The sequence below is a fragment of the Porphyrobacter sp. HT-58-2 genome (genome assembly GCF_002952215.1).
Lineage (GTDB): Bacteria > Pseudomonadota > Alphaproteobacteria > Sphingomonadales > Sphingomonadaceae > Erythrobacter.
This window is the reverse complement of the sequence record NZ_CP022600.1, coordinates 2,167,221-2,191,662: the sequence shown is the minus strand read 5'-3', so window position 1 is coordinate 2,191,662 and position 24,442 is coordinate 2,167,221. Positions and strand designations below refer to the sequence as shown.

24 protein-coding genes, 3 tRNA genes and 1 other RNA gene are annotated in these 24,442 nt (G+C 64.3%); 10 read left to right on the top strand and 18 right to left on the bottom strand.

Features of this window, described 5'->3' with window-relative positions; all coding sequences use genetic code 11:
• Positions 1–56: 56 nt before the first annotated feature.
• Positions 57–1,409 carry a helix-turn-helix domain-containing protein gene (locus CHX26_RS10300; protein WP_104942282.1) on the bottom strand — a complete coding sequence of 451 codons (1,353 nt, stop codon included), beginning with the start codon at positions 1,407–1,409 and terminating at the stop codon, positions 57–59.
• 193 nt (positions 1,410–1,602) lie between these two features.
• On the opposite strand from CHX26_RS10300, the gene CHX26_RS10295 reads away from it, so the two are divergent.
• Both CHX26_RS10295 and CHX26_RS10290 read left to right on the top strand, forming a co-directional pair.
• Positions 1,603–3,201 carry an isocitrate lyase gene (locus CHX26_RS10295; protein WP_104942281.1) on the top strand — a complete coding sequence of 533 codons (1,599 nt, stop codon included), beginning with the start codon at positions 1,603–1,605 and terminating at the stop codon, positions 3,199–3,201.
• A gap of 96 nt (positions 3,202–3,297) precedes the next feature.
• Positions 3,298–3,477 (top strand): hypothetical protein, encoded by a 180-nt coding sequence (locus CHX26_RS10290; RefSeq protein WP_086607411.1) that lies wholly within the window; start codon positions 3,298–3,300, stop codon positions 3,475–3,477.
• A gap of 269 nt (positions 3,478–3,746) precedes the next feature.
• Here the strand turns inward: CHX26_RS10290 and CHX26_RS10285 are convergent, their stop codons facing one another.
• The 5 genes from CHX26_RS10285 to efp all read right to left on the bottom strand — a co-directional run bounded on the left by CHX26_RS10285 (position 3,747) and on the right by efp (position 8,701).
• On the bottom strand, positions 3,747–5,066 hold the full coding sequence (locus CHX26_RS10285; RefSeq protein WP_199797826.1) for an amidohydrolase: 1,320 nt from the start codon (positions 5,064–5,066) through the stop codon (positions 3,747–3,749).
• Between the two features lie 20 nt (positions 5,067–5,086).
• Positions 5,087–6,922, bottom strand: a complete 1,836-nt coding sequence (locus CHX26_RS10280; protein WP_172449785.1) for an SLC13 family permease — start codon at positions 6,920–6,922, stop codon at positions 5,087–5,089.
• A 67-nt stretch (positions 6,923–6,989) separates the two neighbouring features.
• Positions 6,990–7,074 (bottom strand) — tRNA-Leu (locus tag CHX26_RS10275).
• A gap of 145 nt (positions 7,075–7,219) precedes the next feature.
• Entirely contained in the window at positions 7,220–8,038 is an 819-nt protein-coding gene (locus CHX26_RS10270) for an inositol monophosphatase family protein (RefSeq protein ID WP_104942280.1), read from the bottom strand.
• Between the two features lie 99 nt (positions 8,039–8,137).
• On the bottom strand, positions 8,138–8,701 hold the full coding sequence (gene efp, locus CHX26_RS10265) for an elongation factor P (RefSeq protein ID WP_066527865.1): 564 nt from the start codon (positions 8,699–8,701) through the stop codon (positions 8,138–8,140).
• Between the two features lie 179 nt (positions 8,702–8,880).
• On the opposite strand from efp, the gene CHX26_RS10260 reads away from it, so the two are divergent.
• Positions 8,881–9,294: an elongation factor P gene (locus CHX26_RS10260; protein ID WP_104942279.1), complete on the top strand. Its 414-nt coding sequence runs from the start codon at positions 8,881–8,883 to the stop codon at positions 9,292–9,294.
• Positions 9,295–9,379: 85 nt separating this feature from the next.
• A complete protein-coding gene (locus CHX26_RS10255) occupies positions 9,380–10,087 on the top strand; it encodes a hypothetical protein (protein WP_146107716.1) in 708 nt (235 codons plus the stop codon).
• A gap of 12 nt (positions 10,088–10,099) precedes the next feature.
• On the opposite strand, the gene thiE is transcribed toward CHX26_RS10255, so the two are convergent.
• From thiE to tkt, 7 genes are all read right to left on the bottom strand, one after another.
• Positions 10,100–10,741, bottom strand: coding sequence for a thiamine phosphate synthase (thiE, locus tag CHX26_RS10250; protein WP_104942277.1), 642 nt, complete (start codon positions 10,739–10,741; stop codon positions 10,100–10,102).
• Between the two features lie 41 nt (positions 10,742–10,782).
• Positions 10,783–11,667: a fructose bisphosphate aldolase gene (locus tag CHX26_RS10245; RefSeq protein WP_104943374.1), complete on the bottom strand. Its 885-nt coding sequence runs from the start codon at positions 11,665–11,667 to the stop codon at positions 10,783–10,785.
• A 127-nt stretch (positions 11,668–11,794) separates the two neighbouring features.
• Positions 11,795–12,247 carry a PaaI family thioesterase gene (locus CHX26_RS10240; RefSeq protein WP_104942276.1) on the bottom strand — a complete coding sequence of 151 codons (453 nt, stop codon included), beginning with the start codon at positions 12,245–12,247 and terminating at the stop codon, positions 11,795–11,797.
• Positions 12,248–12,251: 4 nt separating this feature from the next.
• Complete coding sequence (locus CHX26_RS10235) at positions 12,252–12,677, bottom strand: nuclear transport factor 2 family protein (protein ID WP_172449784.1); 426 nt, start codon at positions 12,675–12,677, stop codon at positions 12,252–12,254.
• Complete coding sequence (locus CHX26_RS10230) at positions 12,670–13,881, bottom strand: phosphoglycerate kinase (RefSeq protein WP_104942274.1); 1,212 nt, start codon at positions 13,879–13,881, stop codon at positions 12,670–12,672. The genes CHX26_RS10235 and CHX26_RS10230 overlap by 8 nt, the downstream gene beginning before the upstream one ends.
• A gap of 132 nt (positions 13,882–14,013) precedes the next feature.
• Entirely contained in the window at positions 14,014–15,021 is a 1,008-nt protein-coding gene (gene gap / locus CHX26_RS10225) for a type I glyceraldehyde-3-phosphate dehydrogenase (protein ID WP_104942273.1), read from the bottom strand.
• Positions 15,022–15,036: 15 nt separating this feature from the next.
• Complete coding sequence (tkt, locus tag CHX26_RS10220) at positions 15,037–17,013, bottom strand: transketolase (protein WP_104943373.1); 1,977 nt, start codon at positions 17,011–17,013, stop codon at positions 15,037–15,039.
• 210 nt (positions 17,014–17,223) lie between these two features.
• On the opposite strand from tkt, the gene CHX26_RS10215 reads away from it, so the two are divergent.
• From CHX26_RS10215 to CHX26_RS10195, 5 genes are all read left to right on the top strand, one after another.
• Positions 17,224–17,439: a hypothetical protein gene (locus CHX26_RS10215; RefSeq protein ID WP_104942272.1), complete on the top strand. Its 216-nt coding sequence runs from the start codon at positions 17,224–17,226 to the stop codon at positions 17,437–17,439.
• Between the two features lie 6 nt (positions 17,440–17,445).
• The gene (gene zapA / locus CHX26_RS10210; RefSeq protein WP_104942271.1) at positions 17,446–17,940 is read left to right on the top strand and encodes a cell division protein ZapA; all 495 of its coding nucleotides are present in this window, start codon (positions 17,446–17,448) and stop codon (positions 17,938–17,940) included.
• Positions 17,941–17,951: 11 nt separating this feature from the next.
• Positions 17,952–18,125, top strand: a non-coding RNA gene (gene ssrS / locus CHX26_RS10205) — 6S RNA.
• A gap of 245 nt (positions 18,126–18,370) precedes the next feature.
• Positions 18,371–18,949 carry a 5-formyltetrahydrofolate cyclo-ligase gene (locus CHX26_RS10200; protein WP_104942270.1) on the top strand — a complete coding sequence of 193 codons (579 nt, stop codon included), beginning with the start codon at positions 18,371–18,373 and terminating at the stop codon, positions 18,947–18,949.
• Positions 18,949–19,194: a DUF2842 domain-containing protein gene (locus tag CHX26_RS10195; RefSeq protein WP_104942269.1), complete on the top strand. Its 246-nt coding sequence runs from the start codon at positions 18,949–18,951 to the stop codon at positions 19,192–19,194. Before CHX26_RS10200 ends, CHX26_RS10195 begins: the two co-directional genes overlap by 1 nt.
• A 44-nt stretch (positions 19,195–19,238) precedes the next feature.
• On the opposite strand, the gene CHX26_RS10190 is transcribed toward CHX26_RS10195, so the two are convergent.
• The 5 genes from CHX26_RS10190 to thyA form a co-directional block, all read right to left on the bottom strand.
• A tRNA-Asp gene (locus CHX26_RS10190) sits at positions 19,239–19,315 on the bottom strand.
• Positions 19,316–19,433: 118 nt separating this feature from the next.
• Positions 19,434–20,711, bottom strand: a complete 1,278-nt coding sequence (locus tag CHX26_RS10185; protein ID WP_104942268.1) for a dihydrolipoamide acetyltransferase family protein — start codon at positions 20,709–20,711, stop codon at positions 19,434–19,436.
• Positions 20,712–20,715: 4 nt separating this feature from the next.
• Positions 20,716–21,768: an alpha-ketoacid dehydrogenase subunit beta gene (locus tag CHX26_RS10180; RefSeq protein WP_104942267.1), complete on the bottom strand. Its 1,053-nt coding sequence runs from the start codon at positions 21,766–21,768 to the stop codon at positions 20,716–20,718.
• Positions 21,765–23,072, bottom strand: a complete 1,308-nt coding sequence (locus CHX26_RS10175) for a thiamine pyrophosphate-dependent enzyme (protein WP_104942266.1) — start codon at positions 23,070–23,072, stop codon at positions 21,765–21,767. The genes CHX26_RS10180 and CHX26_RS10175 overlap by 4 nt, the downstream gene beginning before the upstream one ends.
• A 124-nt stretch (positions 23,073–23,196) precedes the next feature.
• The gene (gene thyA, locus CHX26_RS10170; protein WP_104942265.1) at positions 23,197–24,165 is read right to left on the bottom strand and encodes a thymidylate synthase; all 969 of its coding nucleotides are present in this window, start codon (positions 24,163–24,165) and stop codon (positions 23,197–23,199) included.
• Positions 24,166–24,277: 112 nt separating this feature from the next.
• Between thyA and CHX26_RS10165 the strand changes: the two genes are divergently transcribed.
• Positions 24,278–24,354, top strand: a tRNA-Pro gene (locus CHX26_RS10165).
• Positions 24,355–24,442 lie beyond the last annotated feature (88 nt).

Genomic DNA, 24,442 nt, shown 5'->3' with positions numbered 1-24,442 from the left:
TTTACACCCCTTCGCCGAGCCTCAATTTCCGCGGGTTGTAAGGGTTAACCTGCCGGTTATGATGAGGCGCGCGGTCGGGGCAGAGTGCTGGCGATCCGAGCCGGTGCTGGGGTCAGACATTCAATTCGGCCACAGCGCCCACACGGTACGCCGAGCGGCACTGCATCATCGCGATCAAGCGAGACGCCGCGAGCATGGGCCAGGTCTCCGGCAAAGCGCGCTTCTATCCCAAGCGCCACCGCACGTCGGCCGGCACACATCACGCCGTCGCCGTCAACGGTTCGCGTGATGATGAACCAGTGGCGCGGAACCGCCTCACCCTCGCCGAAGGTCACAGCCTGTGTCAGCACTGTGCCAGGGCGCTCGAAGGCGGCATAGGGGATGAAGGCCGGCCAACGCGCGCCTTCAAGCGGGTAGAGCGCTCCGCTGCCCCCGGCTGTGAAATGGGTCATCCTTCCGGCGCGGTCGATGGTGGCAGTGAAGAACGGCAATCCCCGCTCCCCCACGCGGCCCAAGGTCGTCAACCGCTCAGCGACCTGATCGAAGCTCACGGCAAAACGGCGTTGCAGCACCGCCAGATCATATCCTGTCGCCTCGCAGGCGCGCAGGAACCGACGATAGGGCAGCAGCAACGCCCCCGCGAGGTAATCGGCGATATGCTCTCTCAAGGCGTTGCGGGCTTCGCTGCTTGTCAGGTTCGCCCCTGCAACCAGAGTCTCGATCCCTTCGCGCATTTCCAGCATTCCCACCTGCCGTGCGATCTGGAAGCGCCTGGCAGCACCGGGAAGCATCTCGGAAAGCTGCAATTGCCGCGCATGCAGATCGAGCCGGTGAACCTGACCCGGCATTACTTCTGCGGGCAGAATGCGAACTTGGAGTTGGTGTTTTTCCCGCAGTCGCTCGGACAGAGCTGCGCTAATTTCCCCGCGGGAGAGGCGCAGTTCATCGGCCAGATCCTCGGCGGCGTGATCAAGATCGGCGAAATGGTTCTGCCACCGCTCGATCGCACGGCGCACTGCTGCCGAAGTATCCTCAAGGATCACGCGCTCACCGCCGCCCGTGTCATAGAGGCGCGCGAAGGCTGCCGCGATCTGGGGTGCGGCAGCGAGCAGCTCCTGCACTTCCTCGCGGTCGATCCCAAGATCAGCGAAACGCTTGTCGGACAGGCGCCGCACCATCCCGTCGAGCCCACCGATCGCCTCGTCTTCCCGTATGGAACGCGGGTCGAAATCGAAACGTTCGATCACCTGCACCAGTACTCGGGCCGAAAGGGGGCGCTGATTGCGCTCGATCAGATTGAGATAGGAAGGCGAGATGCCCAGGATGCTCGCCATCGCGGCCTGTGTGAGACTTTCGCGTTTGCGCAGGCGGCGCAGGGCGGGCCCTGCGAGGAGATTGGTGTCGGCCATATGTCTTGTGTAAATTAATTGACAGATTTACACAAGATCACGGGCGATTGTCGGGATAGCGACACGATTTTCTGTAACTTTCCCTGTCATGGTGCGCCGCAGCACGCCAGAGACTGCCCATCCAGGCGGTGCGAGTCTCCCAAGCGGGATCAGGCAGACTCGGGCCACTCCCCAGGACGGACAGGAGAAGCACATGACCTACCAGAACACCATCACCCGGATGCGCGATGTCGTTACCGCCGCTGGTCCGAGCTGGGCTGCGATCGATCCCGAAAGCGCCGCGCGCATGGTGATCCAGAACCGCTTCAGAACCGGTCTCGACATCGCAAAGTATACCGCCGGGATCATGCGCGCCGACATGGCAGCCTATGACGCCGACCCCGCGCAGTACACCCAGTCGCTGGGCTGCTGGCACGGCTTCATCGCGCAGCAGAAGCTGATCGCGATCAAGAAGCACTTCGGCACCACGAAGCAGCGTTACCTTTACCTCTCGGGCTGGATGGTCGCCGCGCTGCGCAGCGAATTCGGCCCGCTGCCCGACCAGTCGATGCACGAGAAGACTTCGGTGCCGGCGCTGATCGAGGAACTCTACACCTTCCTCAAGCAAGCCGACGCCCGCGAACTGGGCATGATGTTCCGCGCGCTCGATAAGGCCCGCGAGGCCGGTGACGCGGTCGAGGTCAAGCGGCTTGAAAACGCGATCGACAATTACGAAACCCACGTGGTTCCGATCATCGCCGATATCGACGCTGGCTTCGGCAATGCCGAGGCGACCTACCTGCTCGCCAAGAAGATGATCGAAGCCGGTGCCTGTGCGCTGCAGATCGAAAACCAGGTCTCGGACGAAAAGCAGTGCGGTCACCAGGACGGCAAGGTCACCGTGCCGCACGAGGACTTCCTCCAGAAGATCCGCGCCTGCCGCCATGCCTTCCTCGAAATGGGCGTGGAAGACGGGATCATCGTCGCGCGCACCGACTCGCTCGGCGCCGGCCTCACCAAGCAGATTGCCTTCTCCAAGGAGCCGGGCGATCTGGGCGACCAGTACAACAGCTTCCTCGATGCCGAGGAAGTCGATCCGGCCAACATCACCAACGGTCAGGTCTTCATCAGCCGCGATGGCAAGCTGCTTGCGCCCAAGCGCCTGCCCTCGAACCTCTACCAGTTCCGCCCCGGCACCGGTGAGGACCGCGTGGTGCTCGACTGCATCACCTCGCTCCAGAACGGCGCCGACCTGCTGTGGATCGAGACCGAGAAGCCCCACGTCGAGCAGATCGCGGGCATGGTCGACCGCATCCGCGAAGTCGTTCCCAATGCCAAGCTGGTCTACAACAACTCGCCCAGCTTCAACTGGACGCTGAACTTCCGCCAGCAGGTGTTCGACGCCTGGGAAGCGGCGGGCAAGGACGTGTCAGCCTACGACCGCGCGAAGCTGATGAGCGTCGATTATGACGGCACCGAGCTGTCGAACGAAGCCGACGAAAAAATCCGCACCTTCCAGCGCGATGCTGCTGCGCGGGCCGGGATCTTCCACCACCTCATCACCCTGCCGACCTACCACACCGCCGCGCTGAGCACTGATAATCTCGCCCGCGAATACTTCGGCGAGGCCGGCATGCTCGGCTACGTCAAGGGCGTGCAGCGCGAGGAAATCCGCCAGGGCATCGCCTGCGTGAAGCACCAGAACATGTCGGGATCCGACATTGGCGATGACCACAAGGAATACTTCGCCGGTGAAGCGGCACTCAAAGCGGGTGGCATCCACAACACGATGAACCAGTTCGAGGCTGCATAGTCTGGGGGAGAGGACCGGAGGGTTACATTTTGTAGCCTTCCGGTCGCCCCCAAAGCCGCCTAAGGCTGGCCGGGCAAGCACCCTAGGAGAGTGACGATGAGCGATACCGAAACCACCAACCCCGAACCTGCCCGCGCCCGTGCGCTGCTTTCGACCGCCGACATGAAGCTGCTGCGCCGCGCGCTCGAAAGCCATGCCCGCAACACCGAGGACCGCGAAGAGCTGGCCAAGATCAACGCCCTGCACCACCGCCTGGGCACTTACGTCCCTTCGTAAAACTGTTTCAGTTCCACAATTCTCCTGGGGAGGAGAAACGGCCGTCGGAATGCGCCCTCAAAGGCGCGCTCCGGCGGCCAAATTTTGAGTCTTTGCCGCCCTACCGCTTGCGCTGCTTGAGGCGGGTTTGCCGCCCTACCGCTTGCGCTGCTTGAGGGCGGGTTTGCCGCCTCTACCGCTTGCGCTGCTTGAGGGCGGGTTTGCCGCTCTACCGCTTCGCTGCTTGAGGGCGGGTTTGCCGCCTTACCGCTACGCCATCCCCGAGCGCGTCAACTCTTCTTCATCAGATCCAGCGTCGCAGCGGCGAGCGCCTCTGTAGCCGTCGCAATCACCACCGGCGCATCGGGGGCCCAGAAAGGCGAATGCAGGGACGGCAACTCGATCTCGCCCTTCTGCGCCTTTTCCCATTCGGATGCACGCACCCCGCCAACCCAGAAGATCAGCGATTCGACATTCTCGCGGTCAGCGCGGTAGAACTGGCTGAAATCCTCGCCCCCCATCACCGCCTTGGTCTCGAACACCCGGCCTTCAAAACGGCCCTTGAGCCCTTCCATCACCCGATCAGTGAATTCCGGTGTGTTATAGGTCGCAGGCGTATAGGGATCGGAAACCGTGACACGCGGCAGCTTGTCTTCAGGCATCCCCGCAGCGATCGCCTCGCCGCGCGCGATCCGGGCAATCCCGTCAAGCAGGTGCTGGCGGGTCTCGTCGGCATAGCTGCGCACGGTGATCTGGAGCCGGGCTTCGTCGGGAATGATGTTGTGCTTGGAACCGGCCTGGAAGCTGCCGACAGTCACCACGGCGGGCTCTTGCGGATCGAGTTCGCGCGCCACCAGTGTCTGCAGCCGCGTCACGATGCTGGACGCGATCACGATCGGATCCTTGGTCGTGTGAGGATAGGCACCATGCCCACCCACGCCGGGCACCACGACATCGACAGAATCGACATTGGCAAGCGCGAAGCCCTTGGAATAGCCGATAAAACCGGCAGGAGCCTGTGCGGCATCATGGAAGGCGAGCACGTAGTCGGGCTTGGGAAAGCGGGTAAAGAGGCCATCGTCCAGCATCGCCTTGGCACCTTCGCCGATTTCTTCGGCGGGCTGAAGGATCATCACCAGCGTGCCAGACCACTGATCGCGCCGCTCGGCCAGCAATTGTGCCGTCCCCACCCATGCAGCCATGTGGGTATCGTGCCCGCAGGCGTGCATCACCCCGGTCTCGATGCCCGTCGCCGGCACCGCCCGGCGCTTCGAGGCGTAAGGCAGTCCCGTTTGTTCGATCACCGGCAGCCCGTCCATGTCCGCGCGCAGCATCACCGTGGGGCCATCGCCATTGCGCATCACCGCAACCACACCGGTCTTGCCGACGCCTTCGGTGACCTCGAAACCCAGCGCGCGGGCGCGGGCAGCCAGCTTGGCAGCGGTTTCCACCTCCTGGAAGGACAGTTCGGGATTGGCGTGCAAATCCTGATAGAGCGCAACCAGCCCCGGCAGATCAGCCGCCACCGCATCACGCAGATCATCGGCCCGCGCCGGTACAGCCGCCAGCGTCAGCAGCCCCGCGCTTGCCAGCATCATTGCCCTCATCATGACCATACCTCCCCTTGTCGTCACAGGCCGTACCACACCACCAGCAGCACCGAGAGCACTGTGACCATCAGACCCACCAGCGGCACCCCGGCGCGCACGTAATCGCGGAATTCATATCCGCCTTCGGACATGATCAGCAGGTTGGTCTGATAGGCGATGGGCGTGGCAAATGACAGGTTGCACCCGAACAGCACCGCCAGCACCAGCGGTTCGGGCGGAAGGCCCAACTGGATCGCGATGTTATAGGCGATAGGCGTCCCGATGGTCGCCGCAGTTGCATTGGAAGCGAAATTCGTCAGCAACGTCACGAACAGCATGATCGCCGACAGCACCAGCGCCGGCGGCAGATAGCCAAGCCCGAGCGAGAGCGCCTGCCCCAGCCATTCTGCCGCGCCGCTTTCATCGATCACCCGTCCGATGGCCAGGCTCGCAGCGATCAGCACAATCACCTTCGCTGACAGCGCCCGCCCGACACGGTCGAACTTCACGCAGCCGGTCACGAACATGATGATGGCGCCCGCCAGCGCCGAAATCGCAATCGGCAGCTTGATTGGTGCAAAGCCGCTCGCATCGAACCACGGCAGCCCGATAGAGGCGGTTGCAATCGCGCCGAGCATGATCGCACCCGCAAGCACCGCCTTCGAACGGCGTGGCAGCTCGCGCGCACCTTCGAGCCGCAGCAACCCGTCATTCCGGGCGAAGGCCTGCAAGTCCTCCTCGATCCCCATGACCAGCAGCACATCGCCTTCGAGGATCCTGAGGTCGCCTGCCTCGCTATAGGTATCGCGTTCGCCCAGCACCCGGTTGGGCCGGTGGATCCCGAGCACCGCCACGCCGTAAAGATCGGCAATTCCCGAACTGGCGAGCGTGCGGGTGATAAGGCGCGAATCCGCCGTCACCGTCATCTCCACCGCGACGATGTCCTGCCCTTGCGATTTGGAAATGCGGCGGATGCGATCGACCACCCAGCTTGGTGCCAGTTCTCCCTTCAAGGCGCGGGCGGCTTCCTCGATGGCTTCGTGGGTGCCGGAGATGTGCAGACGGTGGTCTGGCTGAAACGGGCCAGAGGGCGCATCGTGGAAGGTGATTCCTTCGGGCAGCTTGCCCTGAAGCGTGGAGAGATCACCGCCCGCCAGCAGACTGCCCGCCCCGACCCGCAGCCTGGTATGGAAGATGCGCCGGGCGCTGTCCGGGGTCACGCTGTTATCGCGCAGCAGACGCGGCATGACGAAGAACAGGTACGGGATCGCCGCCAGCCCGGCCATCAGCACGATCGGCGTGAACTGGAACACCCCAATGGGCGGCATGCCGATGTCGTTGGCGATGGTGACGACAAGAATATTGGTCGAGGTACCGATCGTGGTTGCCATCCCGCCCAGCAGCACCGCGCAATTGATCGGCATCAGGATCTTCGACGAGGCCATCAACCCCTTGGCTGCAATCGCCACGACAATCGGGATGAGCAGCACCATCACCGGCGTGTCGTTGATGAACATCGACAGGAAGAACGCCAACAACAAGGCTGCCAGAAGGCCCAGCTGCCCATTGATTCGAAACACATTTTCAAGAAGGCGTGCGAAAGGTTCGAGCGCGCCGGTGACCACCAGCCCCCGCCCCATGATCATCAGCGCGCAAATCGTGATGAGTGCCGAATGGCCGAACCCGCCAAAGGCCAGCGCCAGTCCGTCAGTCGGCTTGTTACCTTCCAGCGGCGCGAAATAGAGTCCCACCCCGATCACCGCGATGATCACCAGCGAGATGATCTCTTCAGGGTAGCGCCCCCGGGCAAAACCGATGAACATGGCGATGGTCACCGCCATGGCTGCGATCGCGTGGAGGGATGGTGCTTCCAGCATGAGGTTGCACCAAGGCTAACCAGTCCGGCGGGGAGCGGGCAAGCGGTTTGTTATGCTGCGGGAATGTTGGTGCCCCTGGCCAGACTCGAACTGGCACATCTTTCGATAACCGATTTTGAGTCGGTCGCGTCTACCAATTCCACCACAGGGGCAACCAGAGCGGAAGAACCGCGCTGTTAGCGAGAGCCACTCGCTCTGGCAAATGTTTCACGCGAAACACTGCATTTGAGGGGGGCCTAAAGGAGGTCTGAAGGGGGGCAAGTGGGGGTCAACCCCGCGCGAGACCCCGGTCAGCCCTTAGCGAAGCGCCCCTGCCAGCAGCTTGTGCAGCTTGGAGTGCAGCGCATCGTTTGCGGCGAGCACCTGTGCCGAGTGAATCTGTTCAGACCGCCCCCGGAAGTCGGAAACGAACCCGCCCGCCTCGCGCACCAGCAGGCAGCCTGCGGCCGTGTCCCAATCCGAAAGCCCGCTTTCCCAGAACCCGTCGAACCGGCCCTGCGCGACGTAAGCGAGATCGAGACTGGCCGCACCGAAGCGGCGGATTCCGGCAACCTCAGGCCCGATCGCACCGAAAATCTTGCTCCATTCGGCAAAGTCGCCGTGGCCGAAGAACGGCACGCCTGTCGCCACCAGGGCATCGGTCAAGCGTGAGCGCGACGAGACACGCAGCCGCGCATCGTGGAGCCATGCGCCGCGCGACTTTTCGGCCCAGAAGGTCTGATCGGTGATCGGCTGATAGACCACGCCGGCGACGACATCGCCCCAGCCCTTGCCATCGGGGCGCGGTTCCTGCGCGGCGATGGAAATGGCGAAATGCGGGATGCCGTGGAGGAAATTGCTGGTCCCATCCAAGGGATCGACGATCCAGCGCGGCATCCCCGGATCGCCCTCGATCACGCCCGCCTCTTCCATCACGAAGCCCCAGCCCGGACGGGCGGCGGTCAGTTCGTCATAGATCGTGCGCTCGGCGCGCATATCGGCCTTGCTGACGAAATCGGCCGGGCCTTTCCGGCTGACCTGAAGGTGTTCGACTTCGCCGAAATCGCGCCGCAAACGCCCGCCCGCCTTGCGCGCGGCGCGTTCCATGACGCGGATGAGGCCGGATATAGCTGCCATTGCAATACTCTCTGCCGTTCGCCTCGAGCGCAGTCGAGAGGCTTGGGTAACGGCGCTAAGGTGTCTCGACTTCGCTCGACACGAACGGGTTCAGGCGACTCAGCCCGCCTTGCCGACGTAGGCCTGCTCGTAGACGTCGACGATGATGCGGGTGCCGCTGCCGATGTGCGGCGGAACCATGATGCGCACGCCGTTGTCGAGGATCGCGGGCTTGTAGCTGGACGAGGCGGTCTGCCCCTTCACCACGGCGTCGGCCTCGACGATGGTGGCTTCGACCTGCGCAGGCAGTTCGACGCTGATCGGCTTTTCGTCCCACAGCTCAAGCGCGACCTGCATCCCGTCCTGAAGGAAGGGGCGCGCGTCGCCCAGCAGGTCGCCCGGCAGGGTGATCTGCTCGTAGGTGTCATTGTCCATGAACACCAGATCATCGCCCTCGGCATAGAGGAACTGGAAGTCCTTCGTATCAAGCCGCACGCGCTCCACCGTGTCGGCGCTGCGGAAGCGCACGTTGGTCTTGCGACCATCCTGCAGGTTCTTCATCTCGACCTGCATATAGGCCCCGCCCTTGCCGGGTTGGGTGTGCTGGATCTTGGCGACCTTCCAGATGCCGCCTTCATATTCGAGGATATTGCCGGGGCGAATATCGACGCCGCTGATCTTCATGGCTGTGGGCCTTTTTACGAGATGGAAAGAGCGAGCAGGCGGGCAGCCGATACAGCGCCGCGCCTGAAAGGATGCGCGCCGATAGCCGATAGCGCATCGCTGGGCAAGCGGGCGCAAAGGATGCCGAATGATGCTTAATGACGTGGCGCGGGGCGGCACGGGCTGATAGAGGCTCCGCCATGAAGACCCGCTATGTCTTTCTTCTTCTCATGAGCGCCGCTGCTGCCGCTGCGCTGCTGCCCGGCAGTGCCAAGGGACAAGACCGCAACGCGTCGCGCCCGCAAGGCAGTGCGACCAGCGGGATGCTCGGCATTCTGCGGCACGGCAACTGGCAATGCGCCCTGCCCGGCGATGCCGGGGGCGAGACCTTTATCGAGGTACCGGAAGAAGCCTTCCGCATCGGCACCGCCTCGAGCTACGAAAGTCCGGCGGGCTCTGGCATCTACCTCATGCGCGGGCGCGAGGTGATTTTTACCCGTGGTCCGAAGAAGGACGAACGCTTCAGGGTGCTGGGCGAGAATACGTTGCAGAAGCTGAACAGCGACGGGAGCCTCAGCAAGCTGATCTGCACACGGGTTGGCAGCGGCAACTGAGGCGCGATCAAGGCTTGCCCGCCAGCGGGTTTGGCGTCACGTCAGAGACTGTTTGTGCCGACCTGTCCGAAAGAGGGTTTGTCCTGTGAAATCTCGCTTCCTTTTGCCTGCCTTGCTTAGCCGCTTCGCTCTTCTGTTTGCCGCCATGGTGCTGGCCGCCGGGCCGTTTCATGCGGCCGAGGCCCAGCCTGTCACCGGACGCGATGGCAAGCCACTGGCAGGCGTTCCGCTGGATGCTTTCCGCGACATGATCGCGGCGATGCGGCAGGGCGGTCTTGTGATGCTGATCCGGCACGAACGCACCGAACTGCCCTCTCGCGAAGACGACTATTCGCGCTCTGACACAGATTGCCGGGCGCAGCGCAACCTTTCGGTCGCGGGAACGGCAGGTGCGGCGGAATCGGGTGTGGTGTTCCGGGCGCTGGAAATCCCCGTCGGCAGGGTTATCGCCAGCCCGATGTGCCGCGCCACCGAAACCGCGCGCGGGATGTTCGGCGTTGGCTATGAAACTGACCGGCGGATGCTGCATCAGGACCCGGACGGAGCGCGCAATCTCGCGGTCGCCTCGGCGGAAATGCGCGAACTGTTGGTTGAACTTGCCCCTGGCCTGCCAGGAACCAATATCGCCCTTGTCGGCCATGGGGGAATGATCCACCAGCTGACCGGTGTGCAGCTGTCCGAAGGCGAGGTGGTACTGGTGCGGCTGGCGGAGGGCGGCGCGGTGACCGTTGTCGGCCATTTCCTGCCGAGTGATCTCAACCCCTTCGTGCGCGATGCGTTGAAGGCCAATTGAGCCGCACGGGCCTTACGCGCCCCGCATCACCTTGGCAAAAGCCTCGATCGCGGCAACCTCGTCCCCGCCCCACACGGCATGGCTGACGGCGAGGAAATCCGCGCCCGCCTCGACCAGCGGCTTGCAGTTTTCCGGCGTGATGCCCCCGATGGCGACGCAGGGGATTTCGAACAGCTGTGTCCACCACTGGAGCAGTTCGGGGAGTGGGCGTTCCGCATCACCCTTGTCCTTGGTGGTCGAGGGATAGAAGGCTCCAAAGGCCACGTAATCCGCCCCCGCCTCGCCCGCTTCCATCGCCAGGTGCCGCGAGGCGTGACAGGTGACGCCGATCTGCGCCTCGCGGCCCAGTTCGGCGCGGGCGTCCTTGGGTGAGCCGTCGCCCTGCCCGAGATGCACCCCGTCGGCCTTCAACCGCTTGGCGAGCGCGACCGAATCATTGACGATGAAGGCCACGTCATGCGCGGCGCAGATGGCTTGCAGCGGCGCGGCGAGGCGGGCGGCCTCGTGCTGGTCTATCCCCTTCACCCGGAACTGGAACGCCGTGACAAGATCGCCGTGCCGCCGCGCGCCCGCCGCCAGCGCACGTTCGAGCCGGGCGGGAAATTCGCCGCCAACATCCAGCGGCGAGATCAGATAGAGCTGTGTGTCGTTCATGGCGCGGCTCGCTAACCGCTCACGCCCCGGCTGTCACGCGCTCAGACGCTGGCGCTGGCAATCTGGTCGATGGCCTTGCCGAGCGCAGCGTCGAACTCGGCGTCGCTCTGCTGCTTGCGCAGGTCCTGCAGCAGACCGCGGCTGAAGCTGGCGATCATGCCGGGGTTCTGGGCAAGGCGGGCGCAGGCATCGTCGGTGGAAAAGCCGCCCGACAGCGCAACCACGCGCAGCACCTTGGGGTGGTTCACCAGTGGCGTGTAGAGGCCGGGGGTGGCGGGGATCGAGAGCTTGAGCATGACCTGCTGACCCTCGGGCAGAGCGTCGAGGTGCTTCACGATCTCTGCGAGCAGGATCGCCTCGCCCTCGGCGCGGTCCTCGGCGGTGATGTCATATTCAGGCTCGATGATCGGCATCAGGCCTGCGGCGGTGATCTGCGCGCCCACCTCGAACTGCTGGGCGACCACGGCGGCGATCCCGGCGGGGTTCGCCGCCTTGATGACCGAGCGCATCTTGGTGCCGAACATGCCCTTGGCGACCGACTTTTCTAGCAGCGCGGCGAGCTTCACCATCGGCTTCATCAGCTGCACGCCGTCCGCTTCGTCAGCGAGGCCTTCGTCGACCTTGATGAAGGGGACGATCCCGCGATCCTTGAGCGCATCAGCGGTGGGCTTGCCGTCGACTTCGCCATCCATGGTCTTCTCGAACAGGATCGCGCCGATCACCTTGCCGCTGGAAAAGCAGGGGCTCGTGATGACGCGGGCGCGCATCGCATGGATCTGGGCGAACATTTCCTCGTCACCCGACCACTCGGAATCGTCCACCCCATAACCGCGCAGCGCCTTGGGGGTCGAGCCGCCCGACTGGTCAAGCGCAGCGATGAACCCCTGTCCGGTGGCGATGCGGTCGGTCATTTCACGGGTGTTCATTGCGCTGGTTTCCCCTGTTGTCGTGGCCATGTTCCGATGGCCTCTGCATACCTATGCAAAAGCCTCACGCGCGCGCCCTTAGCCAGTCGCCGGCGGTGCTGCAACCGCGAAGGCCAACAGCCAGCAATCAGCGTTTCGCAAGCCGGCGGATGATGCCGGTGAAGCTCAGCGCAGGCGAGCCGTCGCCGGTCACCAGCCCGCGCACGAAGATCGTCTTGCCCCCGCCCCGCGTCACCTCGCCGCGCGCCTCGACCAGCGCGCCGCTGGCGATAGGGCCGAGGAAATCGCCCGACAGGTTGAGCGTGACCGCGTGGTCACCATCAAGAACATCGGTGGCGATCGCGAACAGCGCAAAATCGGCGAAGGTCATCATGCAGCCGCCATGCATGAAGCCGCCGCCGTTCATGTGGCGCGGCTCGGCGCGGAAGGCGCTGACATAGGTGCCATCTTCCTCGCGGCGATAGTAGAACGGGCCGGAGCGCGTCTCATAAGGGTCCCCCTGCCAATATCGCCAACCGGCAAATTCGCCCGTCTCCATGACGCTGAGCTGCCCGTAACTCGTCTCTACCGCTTCGCTCATGCTGTCATGTCCATAATTGCAGGCGCGCCACGGCTGGGGCGAGGCTGTCGTCGCTGTCGAGCCGGGCGAGGCTGCGCTCTGCCAGCTTCCACCCGCTGATCGTCCCGCAGCGCCACAGGTCGGTCATCAGGAACGCGCCGTGCCACGGCTTGCCGCCAAGCTGCAATTCCAGTTCCGCACCGGCGACAAGCCATGCCGCCTTGCCATGCTGGCGAACAAACACCTCGCGCAAGGCAAAGCGGCTGCATTGAAACCCGCGTTCCTGCGCCGCCAGAAAGCTCGGCTTGTCGAGCAACTGCGGCGGGTGCGTGCCGACCATCATCATGAAATCGCGTGCCAGCACCTTTTTCAGCGCCTTGCCATCGCCCGCCACCCAGGCGCGCATCACGCCAAGGGCGAGGGCTTCGACTTCGACTGCAGTATCAGCCATCCAGACCTTCGAGAGCCGCAACACCGGGCAGGACGCGGCCCTCCATCCATTCGAGGAACGCCCCGCCAGCAGTTGAAATATAGGTGAAATCTTCGGAAGCCCCCGCATGGGCGAGCGCCGCGACCGTATCCCCGCCGCCCGCCACGCTGGTGAGCGAACCTTCGAGCGTCAGCGCCGCCGCCGTGCGCGCCAGTGCCACGGTCGCCGCATCGAAGGGCTCGGTCTCGAAGGCGCCCAGCGGGCCATTCCACACCAGCGTGCGACAGGTCTTGAGCACATCGGCGAGCGCTTCGACCGCCTGCGGGCCGAGGTCGAGGATCATCTCGTCGGCGGCGACTTCGTGGACGTTGCAGACCCGCAAGGATGCAGGGTTTGCGGCGAATTCCTTGGCCACAACGACATCATAGGGCAGGTGGACAGTGCAGCCAGCGTGGTCGGCCTCGTCCATGATCTTTGCCACCGTGGGCGCAAGATCATGCTCGCACAGGCTCTTGCCCACATCGACGCCCCTTGCCGCGAGGAACGTGTTGGCCATGCCGCCGCCGATAATCAGGTGCTGCACCTTGCCCACAAGGTTTTCCAGCACGGCCAGCTTGGTCGAAACCTTGGCCCCGCCGACCACCGCCGCCACGGGTTGCTCGGGATTGCCGAGCGCCGCATCCAGCGCCTTGAGTTCCGCTTCCATCGAGCGGCCCGCATAGGACGGAAGGACATGCGCCAGGCCCTCGGTCGTCGCGTGGGCGCGGTGCGCAGCGCTGAAGGCATCATTGACATAGAGCGTACCGTGGGCGGCAATCGCCTGCGCCAGATTGGGGTCGTTCGCCTCCTCGCCCGGCCAAAAGCGCGTGTTGTCCAGCAAAGCCACATCCCCTGCCCGCAGGATAGTCTCCACCGCCTGATCGACCACCGGCCCAGCGATTTCGGGGATGAACATCACTTCCTTGCCCAGCACCCGCTCGACATCGCCGATCACCATGCTGGTCGAAAGCACCGAAGACCGCTGCCCGCCCGGCCGCCCGAAATGGGCCAGCAGCAGCACCTTGGCCCCGCGCGCGGCCAGTTCGAGGATGGTCGGCTTCACCGCCTCGACCCGGGTGACGTCGGTGGCCGAGCCATCCTTCATCGGCAGGTTGAGATCGACGCGCACCAGCGCAACTTCGCCGGTCAGATCGGCGGGGAGATCATCGAGGGTCTTGAAGCTCATCGGCCAACATATCCGTTCGGTTCGAGCCCACCGCCCGACCATCAGGCGGGTGGCCCCAGTATAGCCTTCGAGAACCGTTCGCGTCGGGCAGTGTCTCGACTTCGCTCGACACGAACGGTGCTGTCGGGAGTTTTAAAGAAACTTCGCCATCACCCCGGCGGTGTCGATCATCCGGTTGGAGAAGCCCCATTCATTGTCATACCAGCTGACCACGCGGGCGAGCTTGCCTTCCATCACGCTGGTTTCCAGCGAATCGACGGTAGAAGACGCCGGGTAGTGATTGAAATCGCTCGAAACCAGCGGCTGGTCGGTATAGTCGAGCACACCCTTCATGGCGCCTTCCGCTGCGGCCTTGAGGGCCGCGTTGATTTCCTCCGCGGTGGTATCGCGGCTCGGCACGAAGACGAGATCGACCATGGAGACATTGGGGGTCGGCACGCGGACCGACGAACCATCGAGCTTGCCCTTCAGTTCGGGCAGCACCAGACCCACCGCACGCGCGGCGCCAGTGGTGGTCGGGATCATGTTCTGCGCGCCTGCACGGGCGCGGCGCAGATCGGAGTGGATCTGGTCGAGCATACGCTGGTCGTTGGTGTAGCTATGGATCGTGGTCATGAACCCGCGTTCGATCCCGATCACGTCGTTCAGCACCTTGGCGACCGGCGCAAGGCAGTTGGTGGTACAGCTCGCGTTGGAGATGATCACGTCCTCAGCCGTCAGGGTTTCGTGGTTCACCCCATAGACGATGGTCTTGGAAACACCGGTTGCAGGCGCAGAAATCAGCACGCGCTTGGCCCCGGCGGCCAGATGGGGCCGGCTCGCTTCGTCCGACTGGAAGAAGCCAGTGCATTCCAGCACGATATCAACGCCCATTGCCGCGTGCGGCAGATTGGCGGGATCGCGCTCCTTGGTCACGGCGATGCGCTTGCCATTGACGATGATCGCATCGCCATCGGCGGTCACATCCCCATTGAAGCGCCCGTGGATCGAGTCATGCGCAAACAGCAGAGCATTGGCCTTGGCATCGGCAAGGTCGTTGATCGCGACGAGATCGAGATCGTGGTCGGTCCGCTCTAGGATAGCGCGAGCGACAAGGCGGCCGATGCGGCCAAAGCCATTGATGGCAACTTTGGTGGCCATGAGAGGTTCTCCTGCTTAAGCGTTCAATTTGTTCAGGATTTGCGGAACAATTTTATCCGCTGCGAAACCAAAATGGGCGAACAGATCGCCCGCCGGGGCCGAAGCGCCGAAGCTGTCGATCCCGATATTGAGGCCGGTGGTGCCGGTGTAGCGCTGCCAGCCAAAGGTGCTCGCCGCCTCTACCGAAACGATCAGCGCGTCCTGTGGCAGCAGGTCGGCGCGGTAGTCCGCGGGCTGCTCGTCGAACAGTTCGGTACAGACCATCGACACGACGTCCGCCCCCACGCCCTGCCCTTCCAGCTGCGCAGCGCAAGCCATCGCCAGCTCCACTTCCGATCCGGTGGCGAGCAGCACGACCTTGCGCGAGGCTTCGGCGGCCTTGAGCCGGTAGCCACCCTTGGCCGAGAGGTTCTCGCCCGCTTCAAGCCGCAGCTGCGGCAGGTTCTGGCGGGTCAGCGCCAGCACCGTCGGGCGATCCTTCTGCTCCAGCGCAATCTGCCAGCACTCGGCCGTCTCGACTGCATCGGCCGGACGCATCACCAACAGGTTCGGCATCGCCCGCAGCGAGGCGAGATGCTCGACCGGCTGGTGGGTCGGCCCGTCCTCGCCAAGCCCGATGGAATCATGGGTCATCACATAGACCACGCGGCAATGCTGGAGCGCCGACAAACGGATCGCGCCGCGGGCATAGTCCGTAAAGACGAGAAAGGTGCCGCCATAGGGAATCACGCCGCCATGCAGCGCCATGCCGTTCATCGCCGCGGCCATGCCGAATTCGCGGATGCCGTAATAGACGTAGCGGCCGGAATAATCGTCCTTCGCAAAGGTGCCGATCCCGCCCGCCAGGGTGTTGTTCGATCCCGTCAGGTCGGCGCTGCCACCGATGGTGTCGGGCAGCTGCGGGTTGATCGCGGCAAGCGCGATTTCGCTCGCCTTGCGGGTGGCGATTTTCTGCGGATTGGCGAGCAGCGCGTCGATGTGCGCATCGAGGCTGAAGCCTTCGGGCAAGCCGCCTGCCATGCGGCGTTCGAACTCGGCCTTGCGGGGGCTGGCTTCGAGATGGCCCGCCCAGGTGCCGTGCGCGCGGCGGCCCGGCTCACCCGCCATGTGCCAGTCAGCGAGGATCTCGGACGGAATTTCGAACGGTGCAGCCGTCCAGCCCAGCGCCTCGCGCGCGGCGGCGACTTCGGCAGCGCCCAGCGGCGAGCCGTGGGTGGCACTGGTACCCTGCTTGTTGGGGGCGCCCTTGCCGATCAGCGTACGGCAGGCGACAAGCGAGGGGCGCGGATCGGCCTTCGCCTCAGCCAGCGCCCGGTCGATATCGGCGAAGTCATGGCCGTCACACTCGGTGACGTGCCACCCGGTCGCGGCATAACGGGCCTTGATGTCCTCCGAGGTCGACAGATCGGTCGCGCCGTCGATGGTGATGCGGTTGTCGTCCCACAGCACGTTGAGATGACCAAGGCCTAGATGCCCCGCCAGCCCGATCGCTTCGTGGTTGATGCCCTCCATCAGGCAGCCGTCGCCCGCGATCACCCAGGTGCGGTGGTTGACCAGATCGTCACCGAACACGGCATTCAGGTGCCGCTCGGCCATAGCCATGCCGACCGCCATCGCGATCCCCTGGCCCAGCGGGCCGGTGGTGCATTCCACCCCGTCGAGCAGGAAGTTTTCCGGGTGGCCGGCACAGGGACTGGAAAGCTGCCGGAAGTTGCGGATGTCATCAATCGTCGGCGCGGCATAGCCCGTGAGGTACAGAAGGCTGTAGATCAGCATAGAGCCATGCCCCGCAGACAGCACGAAGCGGTCGCGATCGGCCCAGTGCGGCGCGCTGGGATCAAACTTCAGATGCTGCGTGAACAGCACGGTTGCGACGTCGGCCATGCCCATCGGCATCCCCGGGTGTCCCGAATTGGCGGCTTCGACCGCGTCCATCGACAGGGCGCGGATGGCATTGGCCATCGGCTGGAGGCGGGCGGCATCAAGGCTCATCGGCACGCAATTCTCCTGCGGGAGCCGCCGCGCCATCGCGCGCGATTCGGCCCCGGTTACGGTGGGCGTGCCATTGCCGAGGCCAAGGGGGAGGTCAACCTTGCGTGCGCAGCCTGCAACCCGTTGGAACGGCGCGAAGTGCGTGTCACTTATCAACAGCCCGCCCCAAGGCTTTGCGTGTGAAGGCTTCTGTTGGTATCGAACGCGCTCATGAGCGCAGATCGCATTGCAAGCGCACTTGGACGCATCGAGGCCGCCATGGCGCGGATCGATGCCGCGCGGGTTGCCCTCCCGGATGTCGAGGCGCGATCATCGGGCGGATCGGCACGGGTGGTGGAACTGGTCAACGCCCATGAAAAGTTGCGCGAGCAAGTCTCTGACAGTCTGCGTGAACTTGACGATCTGCTGGCCCGCCTCGAGGAATAGCGCGCGATGAGCACTGTCACGCTGACCATCGGCCCGAAAAGCTACACGGTGGCCTGCGCCGATGGCGAGGAAGCACATGTTGCTGCACTCGGCGCAATCATTGCCGAGAAATATGCGCAGCTGGGAACGTCGCGCGCGCCGCTGGAAGCGCAGAACCTGCTGTTTGCCGCGCTGTTTCTCGCCGATGAACTGACCGAGGCAAGGAAGCGCCTCGCAGAAGCCGCGCAGTCCGCACCAACAGCCCCGTCCACCGATCCGGCCGATGCTGAAGCAGTTGAGGCTCTGCGTAGCGCCATCGTCGCTCTTGAAGCAGATCTTGCCGCCGCGCGGGAGGCCGCGAAGCGGCCTTCGCCCTCACCATCAGCGCCGCAGATCGACCTGTTCGGTGACCCGGTCGCAGCTCCCAGCGCGCCGTCCGACCTGGCCGATCGCCTTGAAGCCCTTGCCACCCGTGCCGAAGCAAGTGCGGCCGAGCTTGAAGCCGCCATCTTCAGCGCCTAAATAGCAGGGCGGCGGGACTGCCCGGCACGAGCCGATTGAATATCCCTGAGGCTATAAGTAATCCAAATGGGAGTTGTCCCTGCCCTCGCCTGCTGGTTCGTCCGGAAGGCTTGGGTATACGGCGCCCACCTGACGTACCACGCGTCAGAGGATTTCTAGCGCAAACGACCCATGGTGGTTCCGCCACTCTATTTGTTGGCCTCAAGCGCCGGCGCGCGCATCCGCGCGCTTGGCTTTCCTCCGGGGGCCCGGCCCTTTCAGGGCCACCCCTGCGGGCGGGCGGTCGCCCTTGCGGCCCCGTGGGCCGTTTTTTGCTTTTCGCAGCCCGTCCGGGCTGCGATCCTCGCTAGACGCGCAGCAAGCTGCGCCCGCTGCGGGCGGGCGGTCGCCCTTGCGGCCCCGTGGGCCGTAGCCTACCGCTAAGGGTGTAATGACCGACCCCGCCAAAACCGAACTTCGCAAACAGCTCCGCGCCGCACGCCGCGCTCATGTCGAGGCGCTGCCAGACAACATCCGCGGGCTGTTGTTCCATCGCCCGCCTGCGCCGCTGCTCGCGCGGATCGGGGATGAGGCGGTGATCGGTCTCTATCACGCGGGGCCCTACGAAGCACCGACCGGCGGCTATGCGCGCTTCTTTCACGAAGCCGGACATAGAATTGCCCTCCCGCGTTTTGCCGCACCCGATGCGCCGATGGCCTTTGCGCGTTACAGCGATCCGCACACAGACAGCGACCTTGCCCCCGGCCCCAACCGCATCCTCCAGCCCGGGCCCGACGCCGAGCCGCTGGTGCCAGATGTCCTGTTCGTCCCGCTGGTGGGCTTCACCGCCGGGGGCGCGCGACTGGGGCAAGGCGGCGGGCATTATGATCGCTGGCTGGCGGAACATCGCCCCACTCTCGCCGTTGGGCTGGCATGGGACGCGCAAGCCTGCGAGGCCCTGCCGACCGAACCGCATGACATTACGCTCGATGCAGTCGTCACCCCCACCCGGATTTACGGAACCCTGTAATGCGCGAGACCCCCACCTGGCGAATCCCCTTCGGCATCGTCGGCCTGTTCGTCCTGCTGATCATCTATGGCGTGGTGATCGCCCGCTATGCGCCCGGCATCATCGGCAGCTGGTCGGGCGGCGCACAAACCGTCGTCTATGTCGTGCTTGGCCTCGTCTGGCTGCTGCCGCTCAAGCGATTTCTGATCTGGATGGAGACGGGCCGCTGGAACGCGCCGGAACCGGAAAAAGAAAAGGCGGACTGACGCCCGCCTTTGCCAATGCCCTTAAGGGCGTTCCGTTGGACAAGTGGCGCGAGTGACGGGGCTCGAACCCGCGACCTCCGGCGTGACAGGCCGGCGCTCTAACCGACTGAGCTACACCCGCGCATCTTGTCCTGACCGAGTGTTCCGGCGCTGCCGTCCCGCTCGTGGAGCAGCGCCATTAGGGCCGGTGCAGCGGGCTGTCAACGCCCCTGTCACCGCCCCCGGCGCAAATTTTTCGCCTAGTCGACCAGCAACAGAGCAGGCGTTTCGATCAGCCGCTTGATGGCCTGCACGAAGCTTGCCGCGTCGTGTCCGTCTACCACGCGGTGATCGCAGGAAATCGAGATGTTCATCAGCTTGCGTTTGGCGATTCGCTCGCCGCCCATGCCGTCGGAAACGAACATCGGACGCTCGACGATGCGGTTGGGGCCGATGATCGCCACCTCTGGCCGGTTGATCACCGGCGTGGTCGCAACCCCGCCGAGCGGCCCGAGCGAAGTAATCGTCAACGTCGAGCCGGAGAGTTCCTCCGAAGTCGCCTTGCCGCTGCGCGCGCCCTCGGCCAGGCGGCCGATCTCCCTGGCAAGTTGCCACAGGTTCTTCGCCTGTGCGTCGCGAATCACCGGCACCATCAGGCCCGAATCGGTCTGCGCCGCCATGCCGAGATGCACGCTGCCATAGCGCGTCACCACGCCCGCCTCGTCGTCATAGCGCGCGTTGATCATCGGGTAGTCGGGCAACGCCTTGCAGATCGCCCGGATCAGCAGGGGGAGCATGGTGAGCTTGGGCCGCTCGCCCCGGCCAGCGTTCAATTGCGCGCGCAGGGTTTCGAGATCGGTGACGTCGCATTCCTCGACATAGGTAAAGTGCGGAATGTGACGTTTGGCCGCCGCCATGTTCTGAGCGATGCGCTTGCGCAGGCCAATGACCTTGATGGTTTCGTCCGCTCGTGCCTTGCCCGCGGCGCCAAAACCGCTGCCGACGTTATAGGCGAGAAACGCATCAAGATCGCCGTGACGCACCCGGCCATCCTCGGCGGGCTTTACCTCTGCCAGATCGATCCCGAGATCGCGCGCGCGCTGGCGCACGGCGGGGCTGGCGAGAACCTTGTGCGCAACGACCACCGGAGCAGGCGCGGGCGCAGGCGAAGCGGGGGCTTCCACAGGCTCAGCACGAACGGGTTCAGGCGCAACTGCCTCCTCCGCCTCGTCCGCATCCGACATCTCGTCTTCGATCTGCTCGGCAGCAGCCTCGGCCTGTTCTTCAGAGACCTCGCCTTCAACCTCGATCACCAGCAGCATCGAACCAATCGCGATCACATCGCCGACTTCGCCCGCCACTTCGACCACCGTCCCCGCCACAGGGCTTTCGATGTCGATGGTGGCCTTGTCGGTCATCACGTCGACAAGGTGCTGATCCTCCTCGACCCGGTCGCCGACCTTGATGTGCCATTCGACGACTTCCGCCTCGGCCACGCCTTCGCCCACGTCGGGCATCTTGAAAATGAACTTGGCCATCGGGTCAGTCCTTGAGAAGCTTGTCGATCGCCTCGCCGATGCGGACGGGGCCGGGGAAATAGGCCCATTCGAGGCTGTGGGGATAGGGCGTGTCGAAGCCGGTGACGCGTTCCACTGGCGCTTCGAGGTGGTAGAAGCAGCGTTCGGTGACGAGCGCCGAGAGTTCCGCGCCGAAGCCGGAGGTGCGGGTTGCTTCGTGGACGATCAGGCAGCGCCCGGTCTTTGCGACCGAGGCCTCGATCGCCTTGATGTCGAGCGGCACCAGCGTGCGCAGGTCGAGGATTTCGGCATCGACGCCCTTGGCCTTGCACACCGCTTCGGCCACGTGGACCATCGTGCCATAGGCCAGCACGGTCAGCGCCTCACCTTCCTGCACGATGCGTGCCTTGCCGAGCGGCACCTTGTAATAGCCCTCGGGCACCACGCTATCGGCGTGCTTCTTCCACGGCTCGACCGGCTTGTCGTAATAGCCCGAAAACGGCCCGTTATAGATGCGCTTGGGCTCGAAGAAGATCACGGGATCATTGTCTTCGATCGCCGAAATCAGCAGCCCCTTGGCATCGTGGGGCGTGGAGGGGATCACGGTCTTGAGGCCCGAGACATGGGTGAACAGCGCCTCGGGCGACTGGCTGTGCGTCTGGCCGCCGAAGATCCCCCCGCCGAAGGGCGAGCGCACGGTCAGCGGCGCGATGTAATCGCCCGCAGAGCGGTAACGCAGGCGCGCGGCTTCGGAGATCAGCTGGTCGAGGCCGGGATAGATGTAATCGGCGAACTGGATTTCCGGCACAGGGCGCAGGCCGTAGGCCCCCATCCCCACGGCCACGCCGATGATCCCGCATTCGGAGATCGGCGTGTCGAACACCCGGGTCTTGCCGTGCTTGGCCTGAAGGCCAGCCGTGGCGCGGAACACGCCGCCGAAATAGCCGACATCCTCGCCCATGATGATCACATCGGGATCGCGCTCCAGCATGATGTCGAGCGCTTCGTTGATCGCCTCGATCATGTTGAGGCGGCGTTCGGAAGTCGCTTCGGTCACGATTTCGGTTTCCTCGCTCATCCGAAGGGCCTTTCCGTGCCGAACTTGGTGATGCGTTCGCGGATCGCCTGCTCTGCCTGTTCTTCGAGGTGCCAGGGTAGCTCCTCGTAGACATCCTCGAACATGGTGTGGAACGGGTGGTGGAGGCCATGGCCGAGGATACCGTTCTTCTCGGCCTCCTTGGTGGTGGCCTTGACTGTCTCGGCACATTCGAGGTCCATCGCGGCGTGGCGCTCCTCGTCCCACTCGCCGATCGCGATGAGGTGGTTCTTGAGCCGCGTGACCGGATCGCCCAGCGGCCATTCCTCGCGCTCCTGCGCGCTACGGTAACCCGAGGGATCGTCGGAGGTGGAGTGGCCCTCGGCGCGATAGGTGAAGTATTCGATCAGCGTGGGGCCATGATTGCCGCGAGCCCGGTTGGCCGCCCATTCGGTCGCGGCATAGCAGGCAAGCGCATCATTGCCGTCGACCCGCAGGGCCGCAATGCCATAGCCGAGGCCTCGCGCGGCAAAGGTGGTGCGCTCGGCTCCGGCAAACCCCGAAAAGCTCGAAATCGCCCACTGGTTGTTGACGACGTTGAGAATGACGGGCGCGTTGTAGACCGCGGCAAAGGTGCAGGCGGAGTGGAAATCGCCCTCGGCGGTCGAGCCCTCGCCCACCCAGCTCGCCGCGATCCGGCTGTCGCCCTTGATCGCGCTCGCCATCGCCCAGCCCACGGCTTGCGGGCATTGCGTTGCAAGGTTGCCCGAAATCGAGAAAAAGCTGTGTTCGCGGCTCGAATACATGATCGGCAGCTGGCGGCCCTTCAGCTTGTCGGCCTTGTTCGAATAGATCTGGTTGATCATCTCGATCAGCGGGTATCCGCGCGCGATCAGAATGCCCTGCTGGCGATAGCTGGGAAAAATCATGTCATCGCTAGCCAGCGCCATGGCGGGCGCGATCGAGGTCGCCTCCTCGCCGGTGCACTTCATGTAGAAGCTGGTCTTGCCCTGCCTTTGCCCGCGGAACATGCGTTCATCGAACGCCCGTACCATCGCCATGTGGCCGAGCATCTGGCGCAGCGTTTCGGGATCGAGCCGCGGGTTCCAGGGCCCATGGGCCTGATTGTCATCACCCAGCACACGAACTAGGCCATAGGCCAGTCCAGCCATCTGTGAGGGGTGGATGCTTTCATCCGGGCGCGGCTGGTCACCCGGGGCGCCAATATCAATATGCGAAAAATCCGCCTGATCGCCGGGCCGGTACTTCGGCTCAGGCACGTGCAGCGTAAGCGCCGGGCGATTGCTGTCACCAGCCCTGGCCCCCGGTGTCGCTGGATCGGCCATGTCGCGCGCTCTCCCCTGTATGGCAGCCCGCAGCCGGTTATCGGGTGGCGGGTGCAATCATTGCTTGCATACGTATTTTTATTTCAACGGCAGGGTGCGGTCAAGCGCGGCAGAGGGCTCTGGGCTAAACCGCAACAGGGGCGCTGATCGGCGGTAGCGGCGCGTAATCATGCACCAGGAAATCCTCGATCCGGTAGTCGAAAATTGTTTCCGGGTGCCGGGTGATCTCCAGACGCGGGTGGCCCTGCGGCTGACGGGCAAGCTGTTCCTCGATCAGATGCGCATGATTGAGATAGAGATGCACGTCTCCGCCCATCCAAACGAGTTCGCCCGGCTGCATCCCCACCTGCTGCGCGATCATCGCGGTGAGCAGCGCGGCCGACCAAAGGTTGAACGGCAGGCCCAGCGCAACATCGCAGCTACGCTGGTAGAGCAGGCAGTTGAGCCGCGCGCTCTCGCCCTCGCCCGCGACATGGAACTGGTAGGTCTTGTGGCACGGCGGCAGGGCCATGCGATCAAGCTCGGCGACGTTCCAGCCTTCGATGATGTGGCGGCGGCTGCCCGGATTGGTGCGCAGCGATTCGATCACGGCCGCGACCTGATTGATGCCTTCACCCTTCTCGTACAGACCGTCCGGGCGATAGCGGTAGGTCGGCCAGTCAACCCACTGCTTGCCGTAGACCGGCCCCAGATCGCCCCAACGGGCGGCGAAACCTTCGTCCTCGGCGATTCGCTGCACGAAATCGTCAAGGCTGATCGGATCACCGCTCTCGCGGACATATTTCGCGTGCGGCCATTCGTTCCAGATCTTCACACCCTGCAGCACCAGCGGGCGGATATTGGTTTCACCGGTCAGGAACCACAGCAACTCGCGCGTCGCGGTCTTCCAGTAGACCCGCTTGGTGGTGAGCAGCGGCATTGCCCCGCCCGCCAGATCGAATCGCAGCGTCGCACCGCACACCGAACGCGTGCCGACGCCAGTGCGGTCGACCCGCTCGCTCCCGCTCTCCCAGATCTGCCGCATCAGATCGAGATATTGCTGTTCAGGGTGAAGTTTGCCGCTGACGGAAAGGGGATTCGCTGCGCTAGCCATGGCTGCGACTATACGCCGCATTTGCCCGCTTGCCACTGTGCTCATCCACACCTATAGGGCGCGCCTTGCCTCGATCCGCACGGGGATTTTGCCTCTGCGGAGCCGACACGGTCGGGGAGTAGCTCAGCCTGGTAGAGCACTGTCTTCGGGAGGCAGGGGCCGGAGGTTCGAATCCTCTCTCCCCGACCAATTTTGCGTAAGGCTGCGGTCGCGCCATTTTGCCAAGAAATCGCTTGAACGGGTTAACGCGACGTCCTTCGTGATGGGTTCGTGCAGC